This is a genomic window from Natronosalvus vescus (genome assembly GCF_023973145.1).
In the GTDB taxonomy this organism is placed as follows: Archaea; Halobacteriota; Halobacteria; order Halobacteriales; family Natrialbaceae; genus Natronosalvus; species Natronosalvus vescus.
This window is the reverse complement of the sequence record NZ_CP099546.1, coordinates 3700098-3718861: the sequence shown is the minus strand read 5'-3', so window position 1 is coordinate 3718861 and position 18764 is coordinate 3700098. Positions and strand designations below refer to the sequence as shown.

Annotated in this window: 20 protein-coding genes; 13 read left to right on the top strand and 7 right to left on the bottom strand. The window is 59.7% G+C overall.

Features of this window, described 5'->3' with window-relative positions; translation table 11 throughout:
* Window positions 1-104 precede the first annotated feature (104 nt).
* The 4 genes from NGM68_RS17585 to NGM68_RS17570 form a co-directional block, all read right to left on the bottom strand.
* Window positions 105-1073 (bottom strand): NAD-dependent epimerase/dehydratase family protein, encoded by a 969-nt coding sequence (locus NGM68_RS17585; protein WP_252699517.1) that lies wholly within the window; start codon window positions 1071-1073, stop codon window positions 105-107.
* Window positions 1074-1448: 375 nt separating this feature from the next.
* A complete protein-coding gene (locus NGM68_RS17580; RefSeq protein ID WP_252699516.1) occupies window positions 1449-2255 on the bottom strand; it encodes an MOSC domain-containing protein in 807 nt (268 codons plus the stop codon).
* 120 nt (window positions 2256-2375) lie between these two features.
* Window positions 2376-4142: a thiamine pyrophosphate-binding protein gene (locus NGM68_RS17575; protein WP_252699515.1), complete on the bottom strand. Its 1767-nt coding sequence runs from the start codon at window positions 4140-4142 to the stop codon at window positions 2376-2378.
* An 18-nt stretch (window positions 4143-4160) separates the two neighbouring features.
* On the bottom strand, window positions 4161-4490 hold the full coding sequence (locus NGM68_RS17570; RefSeq protein WP_252699514.1) for an EthD family reductase: 330 nt from the start codon (window positions 4488-4490) through the stop codon (window positions 4161-4163).
* A 265-nt stretch (window positions 4491-4755) separates the two neighbouring features.
* On the opposite strand from NGM68_RS17570, the gene NGM68_RS17565 reads away from it, so the two are divergent.
* From NGM68_RS17565 to NGM68_RS17545, 5 genes are all read left to right on the top strand, one after another.
* Entirely contained in the window at window positions 4756-6519 is a 1764-nt protein-coding gene (locus NGM68_RS17565) for a phosphoenolpyruvate carboxykinase (ATP) (protein WP_252699513.1), read from the top strand.
* 161 nt (window positions 6520-6680) lie between these two features.
* Window positions 6681-6866, top strand: coding sequence for an HEWD family protein (locus NGM68_RS17560; RefSeq protein WP_252699512.1), 186 nt, complete (start codon window positions 6681-6683; stop codon window positions 6864-6866).
* Between the two features lie 811 nt (window positions 6867-7677).
* Window positions 7678-8904 carry an orc1/cdc6 family replication initiation protein gene (locus NGM68_RS17555; protein ID WP_252699511.1) on the top strand — a complete coding sequence of 409 codons (1227 nt, stop codon included), beginning with the start codon at window positions 7678-7680 and terminating at the stop codon, window positions 8902-8904.
* A gap of 397 nt (window positions 8905-9301) precedes the next feature.
* Window positions 9302-9604: a divalent-cation tolerance protein CutA gene (gene cutA, locus NGM68_RS17550; protein ID WP_252699510.1), complete on the top strand. Its 303-nt coding sequence runs from the start codon at window positions 9302-9304 to the stop codon at window positions 9602-9604.
* A 143-nt stretch (window positions 9605-9747) separates the two neighbouring features.
* On the top strand, window positions 9748-10224 hold the full coding sequence (locus tag NGM68_RS17545; protein ID WP_252699509.1) for a 50S ribosomal protein L11: 477 nt from the start codon (window positions 9748-9750) through the stop codon (window positions 10222-10224).
* Between the two features lie 400 nt (window positions 10225-10624).
* Here NGM68_RS17545 and NGM68_RS18425 read toward each other — a convergent pair whose 3' ends face one another.
* Complete coding sequence (locus tag NGM68_RS18425; protein WP_484549498.1) at window positions 10625-11233, bottom strand: DUF8173 domain-containing protein; 609 nt, start codon at window positions 11231-11233, stop codon at window positions 10625-10627.
* 449 nt (window positions 11234-11682) lie between these two features.
* On the opposite strand from NGM68_RS18425, the gene NGM68_RS17535 reads away from it, so the two are divergent.
* From NGM68_RS17535 to NGM68_RS17500, 8 genes are all read left to right on the top strand, one after another.
* A complete protein-coding gene (locus NGM68_RS17535) occupies window positions 11683-12315 on the top strand; it encodes a 50S ribosomal protein L1 (protein WP_252699507.1) in 633 nt (210 codons plus the stop codon).
* A gap of 1 nt (window position 12316) precedes the next feature.
* Window positions 12317-13351 (top strand): 50S ribosomal protein L10, encoded by a 1035-nt coding sequence (locus NGM68_RS17530; protein ID WP_252699506.1) that lies wholly within the window; start codon window positions 12317-12319, stop codon window positions 13349-13351.
* Between the two features lie 21 nt (window positions 13352-13372).
* The gene (rpl12p, locus tag NGM68_RS17525) at window positions 13373-13708 is read left to right on the top strand and encodes a 50S ribosomal protein P1 (RefSeq protein WP_252699505.1); all 336 of its coding nucleotides are present in this window, start codon (window positions 13373-13375) and stop codon (window positions 13706-13708) included.
* Between the two features lie 358 nt (window positions 13709-14066).
* Window positions 14067-15308, top strand: a complete 1242-nt coding sequence (locus NGM68_RS17520) for a tripartite tricarboxylate transporter permease (RefSeq protein ID WP_252699504.1) — start codon at window positions 14067-14069, stop codon at window positions 15306-15308.
* Between the two features lie 177 nt (window positions 15309-15485).
* On the top strand, window positions 15486-16142 hold the full coding sequence (locus NGM68_RS17515; RefSeq protein ID WP_252699503.1) for a DUF8159 domain-containing protein: 657 nt from the start codon (window positions 15486-15488) through the stop codon (window positions 16140-16142).
* Window positions 16143-16369: 227 nt separating this feature from the next.
* Window positions 16370-16519 (top strand): hypothetical protein, encoded by a 150-nt coding sequence (locus tag NGM68_RS17510; protein ID WP_252699502.1) that lies wholly within the window; start codon window positions 16370-16372, stop codon window positions 16517-16519.
* Window positions 16520-16696: 177 nt separating this feature from the next.
* Window positions 16697-16876: an HVO_2753 family zinc finger protein gene (locus NGM68_RS17505; protein WP_252699501.1), complete on the top strand. Its 180-nt coding sequence runs from the start codon at window positions 16697-16699 to the stop codon at window positions 16874-16876.
* Between the two features lie 5 nt (window positions 16877-16881).
* Window positions 16882-17148: an elongation factor 1-beta gene (locus NGM68_RS17500; protein WP_252699500.1), complete on the top strand. Its 267-nt coding sequence runs from the start codon at window positions 16882-16884 to the stop codon at window positions 17146-17148.
* Between the two features lie 101 nt (window positions 17149-17249).
* Here NGM68_RS17500 and NGM68_RS17495 read toward each other — a convergent pair whose 3' ends face one another.
* Window positions 17250-17489 (bottom strand): DUF202 domain-containing protein, encoded by a 240-nt coding sequence (locus tag NGM68_RS17495; RefSeq protein WP_252699499.1) that lies wholly within the window; start codon window positions 17487-17489, stop codon window positions 17250-17252.
* 62 nt (window positions 17490-17551) lie between these two features.
* Window positions 17552-18724 (bottom strand): cystathionine gamma-synthase, encoded by a 1173-nt coding sequence (locus NGM68_RS17490; RefSeq protein ID WP_252699498.1) that lies wholly within the window; start codon window positions 18722-18724, stop codon window positions 17552-17554.
* Window positions 18725-18764: the final 40 nt, after the last annotated feature.

The following is an 18764-nucleotide window of genomic DNA, read 5'->3' as shown; positions in this document are numbered from 1 at the left end:
GGCGGGCTCTTTGCCTTTTGGCTCCGAATACCAGAAGTGAAAATCAGCGCGGGAACGGAGTGGTCGGCTTCGGATTGACGACGTCTGCGGCTGGCCGGGCTACCTTACAGCGGCTCGAGCCCGTTCTCCGCTCGAAGCACGTCGATGTACTCCCGGAAGCCCGACTCGAGGTCGTACTCGGGTTCGTAGCCCAGGTCGTCCTTCGCCGCGGTCATGTCGAGTTTCTGTGTCCAGGGGAGTTCGCCCTCGTCGGAGACCTCGAGATCGGCGTCCGGAACGATCGCTTCGACGGCTTCGGCAGCCTCCCGGATGGTCGCGACGGTGCCACGGACGTTGTACACTCGACGGGAGAGTCGTGCATCGGGGGCGAACGTCGCCTTCCGGAACGCCTGCGCAATGTCACGAACGTACTGCCAGTCGATTACCTGATCGCCGTACTCGACCGCGAAAGACTCGCCGAGAGCGGGCTTTTCGATGATGTTGGCGAGGAACGCGGAGCCGCCGGTTTCCCGGTACGGGCCGTACGCGACCGTTGGGCGCAAGGCGACGTGGGAGACGTCATGATCGTCGTAGTAGACGCGAGCCTGGTGCTCGTTGTACTCCTTGGTCGCGCCGTACAGCGTATCCGGGTAGACGAGGTCGTCCTCGGTGACCCAGCCATCGTTGTCGGTGTAGTTCGTTGGCGGCGCGAACACCGCGGCCGAGGACGCCCAGGCGACGCGTTCGACCTGATCGTCGAGGATACGAGCGGTCTCGAAGACGTTGTTCGTTCCCTCGATGTTGACTTGCATCGCCGCCCGTGGGTTCTCGCGTGCGGTCGTTGTCAGGAGTGCAGCGAGGTGAACGATGTGGGTCGCTCCTGTCTCGCGGACGGCCCCGATGACGTCCGTGACCTCGGAGACGTCGCCACGACGGATCTCCACGTCGTCGACCACCTCGAGTTTCTCGAGAATGCGCGGGTTAGTCGAGAGGTCGAACGCGACCACCTCGTGGCCCTCAGCGACCAGATCTTCGACCACGTACGACCCGATGAATCCCGTACCACCTGTAACGAGCACTGTAGCTCCAGACATTATCACGAACGTCCATCGACGACGCTAAAAACGTTCTGACACGAGACGAACGACCTGACTGACGTGCAGGCAGCACCACCGCCTGAGTTCGTGGTGCAGTAGTTCGATCTGGTGACTGGAGGGGTGCTCGAAAAGTTGGGAGTGAAGTGGCGAAAGATGGGAGATTATGGTGGTTGCAAACGGGAGAGTATGGTGGTTGCAGACGGAGAGTATGGTGGTAGCAAACGAGAGAGGACGTGCGCATCGAGTGAGACGGATCCAGGGGGCCGAACGTGGTTAATCCGGGAGTTGACCGAATGGACGGAAATTGCATGGGACGGTAACGTCTCGCCCGAAGACGAAAATCACGCCACAGTGTCTTCCTTTCGATGATACTCAATTCTCTGGGTACCTTTCCGCACCGACGGCGACTTGGTCGCCGATAGCAAGCTGCTTGCCCCATTCGGATTCGGGTATGTGCGTGTTGACCATGAGTCGAAAGTAGTGATCGAACCAGTCCGTGTTCGCCCACGACGGCAGCGTCCGCTCTCGGTTCTCGATGAACGTTTCCCGAAATCCGGCGGTTTGCTCGCCGGTGTCTGGATCTCGAGTGGGGACGACACACCGTTGACATGGGTTGTTTCCGTGGAACGTGACGGAACCGATGTCGAACCCAACGGTTTCACCAGGTGGCCCGTACAGTCGATCCTCCCAAAACGGGTTCGGAACGTCGAGTTCGACGTTCGAACGCAATCGGCGGCGCATCTCCACCGTGTCGATCTCTTCGAACCACAAGGCGACCGCCTCGAGCGTCGCAGTGCTGATGACCGTCGGCCCCGAGGCATCCGTATCGTCAGGATATCCGCCTTCGTCGTTGCGGACGACCTGTACCTCGTACCCGAAGAACTCGGCTAGCCACGACTCGAGGGCACTGCGGTCGGCATCGAGGTGATACGTTCGTTCCCGACGTCCCCCGTTCTCCCTTATCGTGACGGTTGCGCGTTCGAGGTCGTAATCGGTTCGTATTCGGTGGATTCGTTGTTCTCGCTTCCCGTTGACGTACTCCCCAGCAGCGTCGAGAATCGCGTAGCGGCGATCCCACTCGAGCGCGCCATTTTCGATGAGCCTGGCCGTCGAGACGGACGCCGCGTCGAGTGACTTGATCGGATAGACCGAGAGCCGCTCGAGCTGAACCTGCTCCATTGGAAAGGAGGTGGGTCTCCGATGCAATAACGTTTCATCAACCGATGCTGACAACAGCGACCCTCGAGATGCTGGTGTAACTGGTAATCGAAACGAAAACCCGGGTCTCACCCAGGGAAGTTACTCGTGGAGCCCGCCGACCTCGTCGTAAAACGACGACGAAAGTTGGTCGGCCATCTCTTCATCGGGATCGATCCGAACGTCGACCACCGTCGGAACGTCCGCGGCTTTCGCACCGGTGAGCGTCGCCTCGAGGTCGGTCGGATCGGTGACCCGTACGCCATCCCCGCCCAGTGCTTCCGCGATGCCGACGAAATCGGTGTCGTGGAACGTCGCGCCGGGGATTGCGTCGTCCATCTGGCGAACCATTCCGAGGGAGGTGTCGTTGAGGATGACGAACGTCGGGGCGACGTCGCAGTCGACGGCGGTCTCGAGCGCCGTCATCGTCATCGCAAAACCGCCGTCTCCAGCGACACAGATCGCATCGTTTCCGAGCAAGGCCGCCGTGACCGCAGCGGGGGCGGCCCAGCCCATTGCGCCGACACCACCGCTGCCGTAGTAGCTTCCAGTTGTCGGCATCTGCAGGTAGTTCAGGAGCCAGAAGCGGTTGTTCCCCGAATCGGCCGTCACGACCGTCTCCTCGTCGACGATGGACTGGATCGCCGCACAGACGCGCTGGGGTTTGATCGGCGTGCTGTCGTCGTCGCAGGCCGAGGCGTGGAAGTCTTCGCGCGCGGTCGCCGCCCGCTCGAGCGCCCAGTCGTTCGACAGGGTCGACGGTTCCCGGTCGTCGGCGGCCTCGAGTAATGCACCGAGCGTTTCGTTGGCATCCCCGATGAGACCGATGTCGGCCGGGTAGACCCAGCCGGCGTTGCGCGAATCGATATCCGCGTGAATAATCGTTTGCTCGTCGGGTCGGATGAACGACTTCGCCTGCCAGTTGGTGTCCATCGGGTTCATTCGACAGCCGACGATGAGGAGGGCGTCGGCCTCGCTCACGACTCGGTTGGCTCCCTCGTGTCCGAACGATCCGATCACACCGGCCGCTCGCTCGTGGGTTTCCGGAATCGTCGACTTCCCCAGATAGGAGGTCGCAACGACGGCATCGTAGGCCTCGGCGACGGCCTCGAGGCGGTCGTAGGCGGTGTCTTCGGTGGAATCGGCCTTTCCAGCACTGGCGTGGACGCCGTTACCCGCCAGGATAACCGGTCGATCGGCGCTCGCGAGCGCGTCCGCGGCCGCTTCGACGTCACTGTCGGTTGGGGCTGACGACCAGTTTTCGACCTGTGCCTCGTCGTTCCAAACGGCTGGGGTGCTGTCGGCGGGTAGGTCGTCGGTAATCGCCGACCCGTCGAAGATGACGGCACACGGGCCATTTCGACCGGCAGTGGCGTGTTTGAACGCCAGTTGCACCGTCCGGACGGTTTCGGTGGGCGTTCTCGGGAACCACCACTCCTTGGTCACCCCGTCCAGTATCTTCGGAAGCGACAGGCCGCCGTAGTCGCCTCGAGATTGCTGGTACGGTGCGAGGGTGGAGTAATCGCCGCGTTCCGAGGCTTCGGTCAGGACGACCATCGGCGAGGAGCCGAGTCGAGCCTCCATCTGTCCGATCGTTCCGAGGCTTCCAATCCAGGGGCCCTGTCCGGCGAGTACGGCGGGTGAACCGGTCATGCGACCGTAGGCCTCAGCCATGACGCTCGCCTCGCGCTCGTCGCGCGGGCGAACGACGGTCACGTCCGTCTCGCGGTGGCCAACAGTCTCGAACAGTTCGATGATGCGACCGCCGGGATAGCCGAAGATGTACTCGACGTCCAGGGCCTCGAGGGTATCCACGATGCGGTCGGTGGTCGATTGCGTCTCCGCTGTCGAAGCAGGTGTGTCGTCCATTGTAGCGTCGATAGTTGGTTATTCGGTTGTCTCGCGTTCGACGTGGGTCGTCTCCTCGACGATGAGAATCTCGCTTGCCCCCATATCTGCAAACGTGGCGGCATCGGCCTGCACCTCCTTGCCCACCTCGGAGTCGAACGCTTCCGACATCGTCTGTTGATCCGGAAACGACAACCGGACAATCCCGTCGTACGGCGACTTTGCCGGATCGGTTGGCGTCGAGGTCGCATACCGCTCGAGTCCAGGGAGTTCCGTCGCGAGGTCGATGTGGTCGCCCTGCCAGCGCTCGAGAAAGTCCGCGTGGGTTAGCCCCTCCTTGCGAACGAGGAGGTTAACGAACGTAATCATGTTCCGTGCGTTCTCTCTTCGGGTTGTCCCTTTGCTCTGTCGGTTCACAAAACGTGCCACTCTGTCAAACAGTATGTTGTTTCGAACTCGAGTAAATATCCACAATTGATAATGAAACGGACACATATTCGCATGCAAATATAACCGTTTTTTGAACGGAGTGTTTTAGTAGGAACCGCCACACTGAGTCGTGTTCGAGTTAGGTAGTGTCACACGGGATGACGAAGCAGGTACGTTTATACCTCAGAACAGTGATCGTTCACCCATGTCAGAAACCGGGTCGGAGCCTCGACCGATACGCACCTCACTTCCGGATCCGACGACGGCGTCGAACATCCAGTACTTTGGTGGCGTTGGCAGCGAACAACCGAAATCACCGCATCCGGAGACACATTCGACCGATACGGCACTATTCGACGATTTGCGCCGACTCGCTATCGACGACGAGACGACGACCGAATTCGGATCTGCGGCGTACGTAAGCGAGTTCCGATCACGGACCGCCGAGAAGACGGCAAACGCGGTCGATGACCAGTTCGACGACACCGATTACGCCCACATCGATCGAGCGGTTTCCGCCGTGGAGAACCGCCAACTGCTCTGTATCGACCGGCTCGTCGGTACCCACCCTGGTGCGACGTTTTGCTGTCGACTGTACGTCCCACCGTCATACGCCCGAATCGCCCACGCGTGGGCGAAGTTGTTCGAACCGACCGATGGTCGCGAACCCGATTTCGTCACCGTCCAGCTCCCAGACGAGCAGGAGACGGCGATTCGTATTCTCCCCGACGACGGGTTCACCGCGGTTCTCGGCAGTGATTACACGGGCGAAGCCAAGAAATCCTTCCTCCGGCTGTTTATGTATCGGCTCAAGCAAGCTGGTGGTCTTGGCCTCCACGCCGGGAGCAAGCGCGTGTGTGTTCAGACTGGCTCGGGTTTGACTGCATCTGACTCGGATCCGGCTGATTCTGACTGTGGTTCGACTGATTCTGACTCGGATACGACTGCCTCGAGCGCCACCGACCCAACGGACTCGAGTGGGGAGATAATCTCCGACCCGTCGTCAAAACTCCGGACGGTCGGACAGCTATTCATGGGACTCTCCGCAACTGGCAAGTCAACGCTCACCGCTCACGGGTGCTGGCTCGAGGAACCGGAGGGAGCCGAGATGGTACAGGACGACGTCTGTGCGCTGTTGCCGGATGGCTCCGTGGCCGGGAGCGAGGGCGGCGGTCTCTACGTCAAAACCATCGATCTCGACGCGGCCGAGCAACCCGGACTCCACGCCGCTGTCACCGACGACTCGGCCGTTCTCGAGAACGTCGGTGTTGGGGAAGGTGGTAGTGTAGATTTCACCGACGATCGTTACACGCGAAACACCCGGGCAGTAATTCGACGATCCGAGTTACCGAGTGCGAGCGACGATATCGACCTCGAAGGTGTCGATCACCTCTTTTTCATCACACGGAATCCGTTGATGCCGCCGGTTGCGAAACTCGATCCCGAACAGGCCGCCGTTGCGTTCATGCTGGGGGAATCGATCGAAACCAGCGCCGGCGACCCGGAACGCGCCGGCGAACACATCCGCGTCGTTGGGACGAATCCCTTCATTATCGGCCCGGAGGGTGACGAAGGAAATCGGTTCCGAGCACTCGTCGAATCGTTGGATCTCGAATGTTTCGTGTTGAACACTGGATCGATTGGCAATCGGGATTGTGGCGATATGGTCGATTCTTCGGATTGTGGTGATATCGGTGACTCGGAGCTCGGTGGGTCAAAGGATATCGGTGTGAAAGAATCGGTCACGATCCTCACGGAACTCGCGCGCGACCGAGTTGAATGGGAACGTGATGACCAGTTGGGACTCGCCGTTCCTACAGCGGTTCCCGGACTGGCAATCGAAGACTACCGGGTAGCGGATTACGTCACTGAGTACGAGCGGGCGCTCGAGTCGTTACGGGCCGAACGCCGCGCGTATCTCGAGTCGTTCGACCATCTAGACGAGGCGATCATCAACGCTGTGTACTGATCTAGGTTCTGTATTCTGGTCTTGTTTGACGATAGCACCGACAATACACGCGGAGCGACATGGTAGGCGGATCGACACGCCGAGGGGCTCGACGGTGTAGTGATGGGCAGGTCTTGCCGGTCTCGAGCACCGTTATATGCGAATAGGCCAAAGAGGAGCCAATGAGCGCACAGCTACGAAAACCAACCGAGCGAACCTGTGAGCGCTGTGGTCGTACGGAACGGTGGGCGACGCGGCGGTCGGCCTGGCAACTTGCCGACGGTGGAGATTGTGGGAGTCCCCACTGTATCCACGAGTGGGATATCAACGGGACGTTTTATCCATTCGAGGAGGGGAACTCCCGGTAACCGTGCCTTCGAATGACCGGTTCAACGGAACGGTATAACGGAAAAGGAGTGACCCACCCCACCGTGTCGAGTGTTGTATATAGAAGTGGTGAGTCGGAATGGGGAGAGAGACCCCACTGTGTCGAGTGTTCCGTCGGGTACGGGTGGGGTGGGGTGAGGAGTCGAGTGCATTGTTGGTAGCAGGCAGTAGGCAGGTGCATGGGAGGAAGTATGTTCGTGCGGATGGTGGGTGTGTGCTCGTGCAGATGGTGGGTGTGTGCTCGTGCAGATGGTGGGTGTGTGAGTTGTGTAGGTTGTGTGGGTGGTGGGTGATGAAACTCGAGACACAGACACGTTCGGACGTAAGGAAGAACCACGAACGCGTCCAATTGTAAGAATAGATCACGAATACGTCTGAGACTAAACGCCGAGTCAACATCGAAAAGATAGTGATTGATGAGTTTGAAGGAGAGTCTACTCGAGGGGATAGACGTGTTGAGTGGGGGATGGCATCGTTCCGTTCGACCCGTTCGAGTACGGTTCGCTACTGTCGTATGCATGTTCCGTCGTGGTATGGATACGATCGGCGTTGACGTGGGTACTATCGGCGTGTGAAACCGCGTTTGCAAATCTGAGACGACGATGGGATCGATGCTTCCAATGTGGCTGGAGCAATCTGGGTTCCCTTCCAAATCTCCCTTCGGGAGACTGCTGACTCACCATACCGTTCCGAACACTCGACATAGTGGGGTGTGTTTTTACCCAGAAACAACAAACACTGGACGCACACGACACGGTGGTTTTATATATGATTGGGTGAGGAGTAGAAGGCATGCCGCTGTTCGACCGGGACACGTCGATTTTTTCCGATGAGGACGTGCTACGCGAGGACTATCAGCCGGAGTCGATCCAGGAACGAGACGAAGAGATCGACACGTACATGGCCTCGCTTCAGCCCGTCATCAACGGTGCACAACCACGCAACCTCTTTCTGTACGGCAAAGCGGGTGTGGGGAAAACCGCCGTCACTCGCTATCTCCTCTCACATCTCGAGCAGGACGTCGACGCCTACGACGACGTCGAACTGACCGTCGTCTGGCTCAACTGTAACAATCTCTCCTCCTCCTATCAGGTCGCGGCGAACCTCGTTAACGAACTGCGGCCGGCGAACCGACAGATCAGCACCACTGGCTACCCGCGACAGACCGTCTTCGATATGCTCTACACCGAACTCGAGAAAATTGGCGGTACCGTCCTGATTGTCCTCGACGAGATCGATCACATCGGTGACGACGACGGTATTCTGTACGAGCTGCCACGTGCTCGAGCGAACGGCTATCTTTCGTCCGTTAAACCCGGGATCATCGGCATCAGTAACGATCTCAGTTTTCACGATAGTCTTTCACCGAAAGTCAAGGACACCCTCTGTGAGGAGGAAGTTCACTTTCCACCGTACACGGCTGGAGAGTTGCGAAGTATCCTCGAACAGCGAGCAGAAAACGCGCTGTACGATGCGGCCTACGAGACGAACGTTCTCTCGCTGTGTGCTGCCCTTGCGGCTCAGGATACCGGCAGTGCGCGTCAGGCACTGGATCTCCTCTACAAGGCCGGTGATATCGCGCGGGCAGCCGACGAAGGGACGATCACGGAAGCACACGTGCGGGACGCCCAACAAGCGCTCGAGCGCGGCCAGATCCGTCAGGGAATGATGGAGTTGACCAGACACGGTCATCTGGCGCTGGCCGCGGTGTTGAGCATCGCAATTGGTGAGGAGACGCCCGCTCGCGTTCGGGAAATCTATCCACAGTACTCCGCGATCGCTGAACGGTTTGGTACCAAGCCACTCGTGCGACGGCGGATGCACGACCACCTCTCGGATCTGGCAATGCAGGGAATTCTCAAACGATACGCTCGTAACCACGGTCGATCCGGCGGGCAATACTACGAGTACGATCTCGACGTGACACTCGAGTTGGCCCTCGACGTGGTCGACGAACTCGAGGACGTCGATATTTCGCACGAGGCGGTACGCAAGGCTCGTCAGCGCGGGCTCCACTGACGCTCATCTTCGCTCACGTGATTTTCCAACGGTTCGGTACGGGCCAGAACACTCGACACGGTGGGGTGAGGGTACCAACACGTCGAGTTTCGGTCGGTCAGACACCTCGAATTACCTATCGTCCACCCTCGTACTCGAACACTCGACATGGTGGGGTGTGGGTGACATCACGTCGAATTTTGGTCGGTCAGATATCTCGATTTGATCATCTCTCATCTTTAAGCAAGAACACTCGACGCAGTGGGGTGGGGGTGACTTACAGACGTACGCGAATGGCCTGGCAACACTGAACGGGTCATCCCCTGCCCCCTTCCGAAAGTACAGTTTGGACGTCCATCAGTCCGACACAGTTGCGAGGCAGCGTACGTTTTTCCTCGAGCAGTGCCAATCAACGCGTATGCCAACTGTCTACATCACCGTGCCCACAGACGCCGCTTCCGAAATCGCAGAAACGCTCGTTTCCGAGCGACTCGCGGCCTGTGTCAACCAGCTGGCTACGACGTCAACGTACCGGTGGGAAGGTACCATCCATCGCGAGGATGAGACCGTATTGCTCGCCAAAACGAGTGCCGACCGATACGACGATCTGGTCGACCGCGTGCTCGATATCCATCCACACGACGTTCCTTGCATCGAGCGCTTCGACGAAGACGACATCCTCGAGGCGTTCAGTGAGTGGCGTGACGACGTTACACATTGAGTCCACTAACTGCCGGCTGATTCGGTTCCGGACTGAACAGGAAATTCCGTGACCGTTTCTCGACTGGTACCACGTCACACTGTCACAGGACTCGACTAACCCGAATGGCAACCCTTAAAACTCGAGCGAGGATTCATTCGGGTATGGCTGGAACCATCGAAGTGCTCGTACCGGGTGGCCAGGCCAACCCTGGCCCACCACTCGGCCCCGAGCTCGGACCGACGCCCGTCGACGTACAGGCGGTCGTCAGCGATATCAACGAGCAGACGGCAGCGTTCGACGGCACCGAAGTGCCGGTTACCGTCGAGTACGAAGAGGACGGCTCTTACACGATCGACGTCGGTGTCCCACCGACGGCTGCCCTCGTCAAAGATGAGGCCGGATTTGATACCGGCAGCGGCGAACCCCAGAAGGACTTCGTCGCTGATCTCTCGATTGAGCAAGTGAAAACGATCGCCGAGCAGAAGAAACCCGACCTGCTCGCGTACGACACGAAAAACGCGGCGAAGGAAGTCGTCGGCACCTGTGCCTCGATGGGCGTCACCATCGAAGGCGTCGACGCTCGTGAATTCAAGGCGAAAGTCGACGACGGCGAATACGACGACGTTCTCGTCGAATAACGCGACTGCGCTGGTCGCTTTTCTGTCTTTACGGTTTGAGTAATAGCCCTCGTTCCGTCTGTCTCGAGCGATAGTGTGATCTGAATCGTTCACCTGTCCGATTCACGTCCAATCCATTTCGTTTCTCTACCCCCTCCCGCCTCAATACTAGTCTCTTTTTCTCTCCGCCTCGTTGTTCCATGGCCGGTCTCTTCTCACCCCGTCGCTCAGACTCCGCTATTTCGTCTGTTTCCTTCTCCAGTGGTGATTGCCTCGAGCACCTCGCTGTCCGATAGCAGTCACGTACGGTGTACGGTATACTGTTGTCCGATAGTAGACGAACGTCCCGACCTCTCGCGTCATGCCGCTTCAAAAACAGGATGGGTGGGGAATGAAATAGCTCCTCGAGTCAGCGTCCCACTTACACCTTGTTCGCGGGAGGAACGACTCGCTCGTCCTCTCGCCAGATGCCCCCACCGGCGAAGAGGACGCGCGCCCCGGATCCGATCCCCAGGGCAAGCGCGATGGCCGTCAGTGAAAAACCGACAACCGGGACGAGTGCCGTGAGACCGCTGAGCAGTCCGCCGACGAGAATCCAGTGAGATCGATGGGTCGAACCGAAGCGAGATGCGATCACGCCGCCGATGCTCACGTATCCGAGCGCCACACCAGCGGGGAGGACGAGCACGCCGGTCACGACGAGTGGTATAGCGAAGAAAATTCCGAGTCCTGATCCACTCAGGAGCAATCCCGTATAAAACAGTCCTGCCACGACCAGTGCGGCTGGTACGCCGATACACAGAGAAATGATTGGGCTCCGGTGGGAGGTATCGACAGTTTGGAAACCGAACCGTCTGAGCAGTCCGAGTAAAAGGAGGCCCAGCAGTACCGTACCAACACCCTGTGCGACGGCTTGTTCGGTCGCTGAGAGTCCAGCAAATTGCGTGTACACCTCTTCGTATACCGCAATTGAGTCTCCCTGTTCGACACCCACCTCGCTGGACACCACGTATAAATCTTCTGGCCCCATACTCCCATCCAACTACATCAAGCATAATGTATATTTCGGTATTTCTATCATTTTCACTACGGAATTTATTGGGTCGGTGTGACATTCTGGCCACCGTCTCGCAAGTGATACAATCCCGTGAGTGGCACTACTCGTAGGCGACACCGTTTCGGTGGCGGATTCGACGCCCGAGTCACGCCAACAAAACGTTCCGTAGTCGAGTCACGTATACGTACTGGATATTTCACAATGCAAGCGATTTGTGAGGTTCTCACCGACACAAATGGCCTTCGGGCGGACGGAATTCGATCAACCATCGGTCGGCGATGCCCACTCGAGGTGCTGTGGTGGCAACGCAGACACGTAGTTCGACGGGTTTAAGTTCACCATGACACTTTCTCAAACCGAGACAGGCATGGCCTGTTTCACTGACCCGTAGGAGCACACCCTGCGTACTACGGAGGTGAACGATGGCAAATTCGGATATTGAAAACGCAGTCACTCGCGCACTCGAGGACGCACCCGATCGGAACTTTACCGAGACGGTCGACCTCGCAATCAACCTGCGCGACCTTGACCTAAACGAACCGTCGAATCGTGTCGATGAGTCCGTCGTGTTGCCGTCCGGAACCGGCCAGGAAACACAGATCGTCGTGATCGCCGAAGGCGAAACCGCCGTCCGCGCCGAAGAGGTTGCGGATCAGGTGCTTTCGGGGAGCGACGTGGCCGATCTGGAGGACGACGATGCCAAAGATTTGGCAGACGCGACAGACTTCTTCATTGCCGAAGAGGCGATGATGCAAGACATCGCTCGGCACCTGGGTACGATCCTGGGCCCCCGAGGGAAGATGCCGGATCCGCTCTCACCCGACGACGACGTCGTGGAGACGGTCAACCGGCTGAAGAACACCGTGCAGATCCGATCCCGTGACCGGCGTACGTTCCACACGCGCGTCGGTGCCGAGGACATGACCGCCGAGGATATCGCCGACAACATCGACGTGATCCTTCGGCGGCTACACGCCGACCTCGAGAAAGGCCCCCAGAACATCGACTCCGTCTACGTGAAAACGACGATGGGGCCGTCCGTGGAGGTGGCCTGAGATGAGTGCTGAAGCAGAGCGCAAGACCGAAAACCTTCCAGAGTGGAAGCGCGAAGAGGTTGCCGAGCTCGAAGCCCTCATCGAGGACTACGAGAGCATCGGCGTCGTCGGCATCACCGGGATTCCGTCGAAACAGCTCCAGGACATGCGACGCGGATTGCACGGCACGGCCGTCGTACGCGTCAGTCGGAACACCCTGCAGACGCGTGCGCTCGAGACGGCCGATCTCGACGACCTCGTCGAGCACGTCGACGGGCAGGTTGGCATCGTCGCGACGAACGCCAACCCGTTCGCGCTCTACAAGGAGCTCGAGGCGTCGAAGACGCCCGCACCGATCAACGCTGGCGAAATCGCCCCGAACGACATCGTCATCCCAGAAGGTGACACGGGGGTCGACCCCGGCCCGTTCGTTGGCGAACTCCAGCAGGTCGGTGCTAACGCCCGGATCGACGAGGGTTCGATCAAGGTCATGGAGGACTCGACCGTCCTCGAAGCCGGTGAGGAGGTATCCGCGGATCTCGCGAACGTCCTCAACGAGCTCGAAATCGAGCCCAAGGAAGTGGGTCTCGACCTGCGCGCCGTCTTCTCCGAGGGCGTGCTGTTCGACCCCGAGGATCTCGACATCGACGTCGAGGCCTACGAGAGCGACGTGCAGACGGCTGTCGCCTTCGCACGAAACCTCTCGATCAACGCGGGCTACCCGACGGCACAGACCGTGCCGACGATCATCGCCAAAGCGACGGGCGAGGCAAAGAGCCTCGGCCTGCACGCGGCGATCGAAGATGAGGAACTCATGCCCGATCTCGTCCGCAAAGCCGACGCGCAACTGCGCGCAATTGCGGCCCAGATCGACGACGAGGACGCGCTCCCGGAGGAACTCCAGGGCGTCGAAGCGCCCGCCCCTGCGGCGGCGTCCGACGAAGCGGAATCGGCCGATGACCAAGACGAGTCCGACGCAGACGACGGCGACGATGACGAAGACGACGAAGACGATGACGGCGACGGCGCGGAAGGACTCGGTGCGATGTTCGGATAACAACTTACGAGGAACACAACAATGGAATACGTCTACGCAGCACTCATCCTGAACGAGACGGACGAAGAGATCAACGAAGACAACCTGACCGGCGTGCTCGAGGCCGCTGGTGTCGAAGTCGAGGAATCCCGTGTGAAGGCGCTCGTCGCAGCACTCGAGGACGTCGACATCGACGAGGCCGTCGCCGAGGCGGCCGCCGTCCCCGCAGCTGGAGCCGCCGCCGGTGGCGCTGCAGCCGCAGCCGACGAGGGCGACGAAGAGGTCGAAGAGACCAGCGACGTCCCGGACACGACGGACGACGACGATGACGAAGAGGAAGAGGCCAGCGGCGAGGGTCTCGGCGAACTCTTCGGTTAAGTCGGGTTTCGCCGTTTCACACACCACTTTTTTATGGTAGCTCGAGAGCGAGAGCCACGGAACTATCGATAGTCACCACCCATTGACTATCCTTTTCCTGGTCGGTTCAACGATCGAAAACACTCGACAGCGCCTGTCCATTCACCTGCTGGCTTCGACCGATCTGGCCGTCATACCCAATTCCCCCACCTCTCCTATTGTACCTATTCCACCTATTACGACCACTTCTCGACGTTCGCCCAGCAAAATGCTCATACCACACTGACCTCATCCAGTTCGGATCGTACAACCGGTGGGTGTCTGGTTGCAAACCGTAGGTTACTCGAGTTTAAGTACCAGCACGCAGCCAAAATGGCCAATGCTGGCTCTCGTCGAGGTGAGCGTCGATCCGTCGTTTACGGCGGCGCTACTGTGCTGGATCCTCGGCGGGGCTGCTCTCGGATCGATCAGCGGGTTGATTCCCGGCCTGCACGCCAACAACTTCGCCCTGCTGCTGGCAGGCGTCGTGCCGTCGATGCCCGGCCCACCGCTGTTCGTCGGTTGTGCCATGCTCTCGGCTGGCGTCGTCCACACCTTCCTGAACGCCGTCCCGGCGATGGCACTGGGGGTACCGGACGCCGAGATGGCCGTGACCGCCCTGCCCGGTCATCGGATGGTACTCGAGGGCCGCGGGTTCGAGGCGATTCGGCTCTCTGCGGTGGGCAGCCTACTGGCGGTGCTGATCGCGATTCCGCTCGCCATCCCCGTCACTGTGGCGGTCACCGCCGTGTATCCACAGCTGCGGGCGAACCTCTCGATTATTCTGCTGGTGATCGTCCTCGCGCTCGTGGCATCCGAGTACACCTGGTTCAGACGTGTCGCCGGAGCACTCTCGTTTCTGCTGGCAGCCGTCCTCGGCTGGGCAACCCTCGACATATCGCCCGACGCCCCGCTCGAGGCCGGAGGGATGCTCGCCCCGTTGTTTGCCGGCCTGTTCGGCGCACCCGTATTGATCGACGCGATCAGAGGTGGCGGCGTGCCACCACAGGGTGGGCGAGAACTCCGAATGACACGACCAATCTTGACGATCACCGCTATTGCGGGTGCACTGGCGGGAGCAATCGTCGGCTACCTCCCGGGGATTTCGGCCGCAATCGCCGCGGTGGCCGTCCTCGTCGTCCTCCCTGGCGGTGCGAACGACCGTGGCTACATCGTGGCCACCAGCGGTGTCGATACCTCCAACACAATCTTCGCCCTGTTCGCACTCGTCGCCATCGGCCAGCCACGATCCGGGGTGATGGTCGCCTTTCAGAACGCCAACGCCCCGCTCGAGTTGCCGATCCTCGTCTCGGGGGTCGTCATCGCTGGAATAATTGGCTTCGCGCTGGTGATTTTGATTGGCGACGCCTACCTCGAGTTGGTCGGACGGATCGCGTACTGGAAAATCTCTGCGGTCGTGTTGACGTTGTTGCTCTGTCTTTCCTACCTGTTCACCGGGCTGACCGGTGTCGGGGTCTTTGTGATCGCGGCGGTCGTTGGACTCGTTCCCGTTCGGCTGAGAGCTCGGCGGGTGCACCTCATGGGAGTGTTAATCGGCCCCTTAACACTTGCCGGATTGTGAGTAGTCGGCGAGATTGGCACCACGGTGCTGTTCACGAGAGGTTTGGTGGGGAAACACTCAGTCGAACGGATTCCGGATACGTACTACCAGTGTGTCCTGGTTACCACACGGACAATCTCCGGTTGGGACTGTATCGGTATGCGCCTTTTTCACCGCCGTTCGTCGTGCCCTCGAGCGATGCGCCCTCCAGCCTCGGATTCACGTACCGATAGCTGCCTGACGCGAGCGACGACGACACCCCTCCAGCTGTTCGGTCTGGTAATCGTTCTCGGCGTCGTGTTCGCTCTGGTCGGAGTGCTTCTTTGGATCGGCCTCGGCGTTGCCGGGCCTGGTATCGACGATGGTGCCAGCCCCAGTCCAGGTTCCAGTTCCGACGACGAACGGACATCGAACTCGAGTCACCAGCAGGAGTCCGAACCCGAGGGCGGTGAAAACGAATCGGAATCGGCGGACGGAATGACCCAATCGCAGGATACGTCCGAGCTGTCAGTACGTCTCGACGCCATGGAGACGACGCTCGCCGACGAACACGGAATCGAGATTCAGGCGGTCTACGACACCGAACGTGGGGTGATCGAGGTCGAACACGTTACTGACACCCGTTCACAGAATGCCTACGCTGAAGACGCCCGAGAGATCACAGCAGCCTACGGTGATCTGATTCAAGATGGGTACGACGTCGACCGAATGGCGGTTTCGGTGATGCCCAGCAGCAATGGGCCGACGGTGGCTTCGTGGCACGTCGAACAGGCATGGGCCGAGGCCTATATGGAGGGAGAACTCTCGGAGGACGAGTTAGCCGATCGCATTCAAGAGACGGCTAGCCTCGGTTGAGTTGCGATGTGTCGATTTGACCCAACCCACCGATCCCGCGCTGTTGAGGGTAACCACACCACAGATCCGACCTCCTCGGGGGTTGGCGTTCGAGCCAGTTTTTTGTGAGGGGCACGCAATGTCCAACACGGATGATTAAGCGACTGTGCACTCGAGTTTGCCAATTGATCGGTCGGGGTTCGAGTCCTGATGACCCGAGTGAGTGTCAATCTGATCCGAAAGACGATTTGGACGCACGACAGATCGATGGCTCCGGAAATCCGATCATCGACGAGGTGTACAACGGCCAGTTCACGGCCGCAAAGGAGGTTCAGTCGATTCAGCAGCAAGTCGACCGGGCCGAGGAACTCGAGGGAGAACGCTATCGTGACAACTGAAACGATTTGCACACTGCTCGCCGGCACGTCTGGCGATCAAGTGTGCAATGACGTGCAGCGGCTTCTATAACGACTCCCAGATTGCACCAGCTAAGGTTTCCAGTTCGGTTGTCAAACCGTCCCACCCTCCATATTCGAAAGACAACCGTTAAAAGCGACGGGCGGGAAGTGAGGAGTATGAGTTCCACGGATCGACGGGAGACTCGTTCCTGTGTCTCCTGTGGGATCAACATCGCGGGCACGAACGCCGCGTCGTTCAAATGCCCAGACTGTGGCGCACAGATCTACCGGTGTGCCAAGTGTCGCAAACAGAGCAACCTCTATGAGTGCCCCGACTGCGGGTTCACCGGCCCCTAGATACCATGGGAAAAGTTGCAGCCAAAATCAAGGTCATGCCGCAAAGTCCTGAGATCGACCTCGACGCGCTCCAGGAGCGCCTCGAGAACGCCCTCGTCGAGGGCGCAAAGATCAACGGCGTCGAGCGCGAGGAAGTCGCGTTCGGCCTCGTTGCGCTCTACCCGACCGTGATCGTCCCTGACGGCGCGGGCGGTACCGAAGGCGTCGAAGAGACCTTCTCGGAGGTCGAAGGCGTCGAGAGCGTCACCGTCGAGAACGTCGGCCGTATCTGAGGCGTCGACTCGATTCTTTCGAACATCCCTGCTCGAGGAGCGGTTGCTACTCGACTATCGATACTGGTCGCTTCTTGCAATCCGTAGTAGTTATCCCGCACCTATCGATTTTCGACGTCGATACCAGCCCGGCTTCGAGCGACCCGGCTTCGATACCGAGCCTTCACCCAGGCGTAGCAGAGCACCAGGATGGCCATCACTACGAGACCGAATCCGAGGTCGTGCCCGTCCGGAAACTGCATCAGTGCGACAGCGAGAACCGCCAGCACCAGTGCCGACAGGACGAGACGAACCGCCTCGAGTTCGATGACCCGCTGGTCGTCGGAAAGTGAATTTGCCATGCTATCAACACAGATGGATATTTGATACCGGTTTCGGTTAAACGATGAGAATCGAGACCAGGTTAGTCGGTGGCCTCGAGCGCCGCGTCGATCGCTTGCTCGAGATCCCCGATCAGGTCGTCGACGTGTTCGATGCCCACCGAGACGCGAATCAGGCTGTCTGTCAATCCGGCCTCGAGTCGTTCCTCGCGGGGAATAGCGGCGTGAGTCATCGGGGCGGGCTGTTCGATCAGGCTCTCGACGCCGCCCAGGCTTTCGGCGAGAGTGAAAACCGCTGTTTCTTCGACCACGGTAGAGGCTTGCTCGAGCGTGCCGTCGAGTTCGAAACTCAACATGCCGCCGAAGTCGTCCATCTGGCTGGCCGCAACGTCGTGTCCGGGATGATCCTCGAGGCCCGGATAGTAGACGCGCTCGACGTCCGGGTGGTCGTTCAGCCAGTCGGCGATGGTGCGGGCGTTCTCGCAATGTCGATCCATTCGGACGGGGAGCGTCTTCGTTCCCCGGAGGACGAGGAAACAGTCGAACGGGCCGGGGGTCGCGCCAACGGCGTTCTGGTAGAAGCCAAAGCGCTCGTCGAGGTCCGGATCGTTCGTCAGCAAAGCACCCCCAACGACGTCGGAGTGACCGCCGAGGTACTTGGTGAGCGAGTGACTGACGACGTCGGCACCGAGCTCGAGCGGGCGCTGGAGGTAGGGCGTGGCGAAGGTGTTGTCGATGACCGAGATGGCGTCGTGTTCGTCGGCGATCGCCGTCGCACCCTCGATGTCGACGATCGACATGAGAGGGTTGGTGGGCGTCTCGAGCCACAGGAGTTCGGTGTTGTCCTGGAAGGCGGCCTCGATCGCCTCCAGGTCGGTCATATCGACGAACGTGAACTCGATCTCGTACTGGTCGTACACCTGGGTGAAGATCCGGTGGGTGCCGCCGTAGACATCGTTACCGGTGACGACGTGGTCGCCCGATTCGAGCAGGTTGAGCACGGTGTTGATCGATCCCATGCCGCTGGCGAAACAGCGGCCGTAGTCGGCGGACTCGAGACTGGCGAGGTTCTCCTCGAGGTCGGTTCGGGTGGGGTTCCCGGTTCGTGAGTACTCGTAGCCACGATGGTCGCCGGGTGCGTCCTGTTCGTACGTCGAGTTGGCGAAAATCGGGGTCATGAGCGCCCCGGTTTCGTCGTCGGGCTCCTGGCCAGCGTGGATCGAGCGAGTTTCGATCCGGAACTGATCGTTCTCCATACTGGGGTGAAGTAGGGGTAGTTCATTATAGGTGCCGACT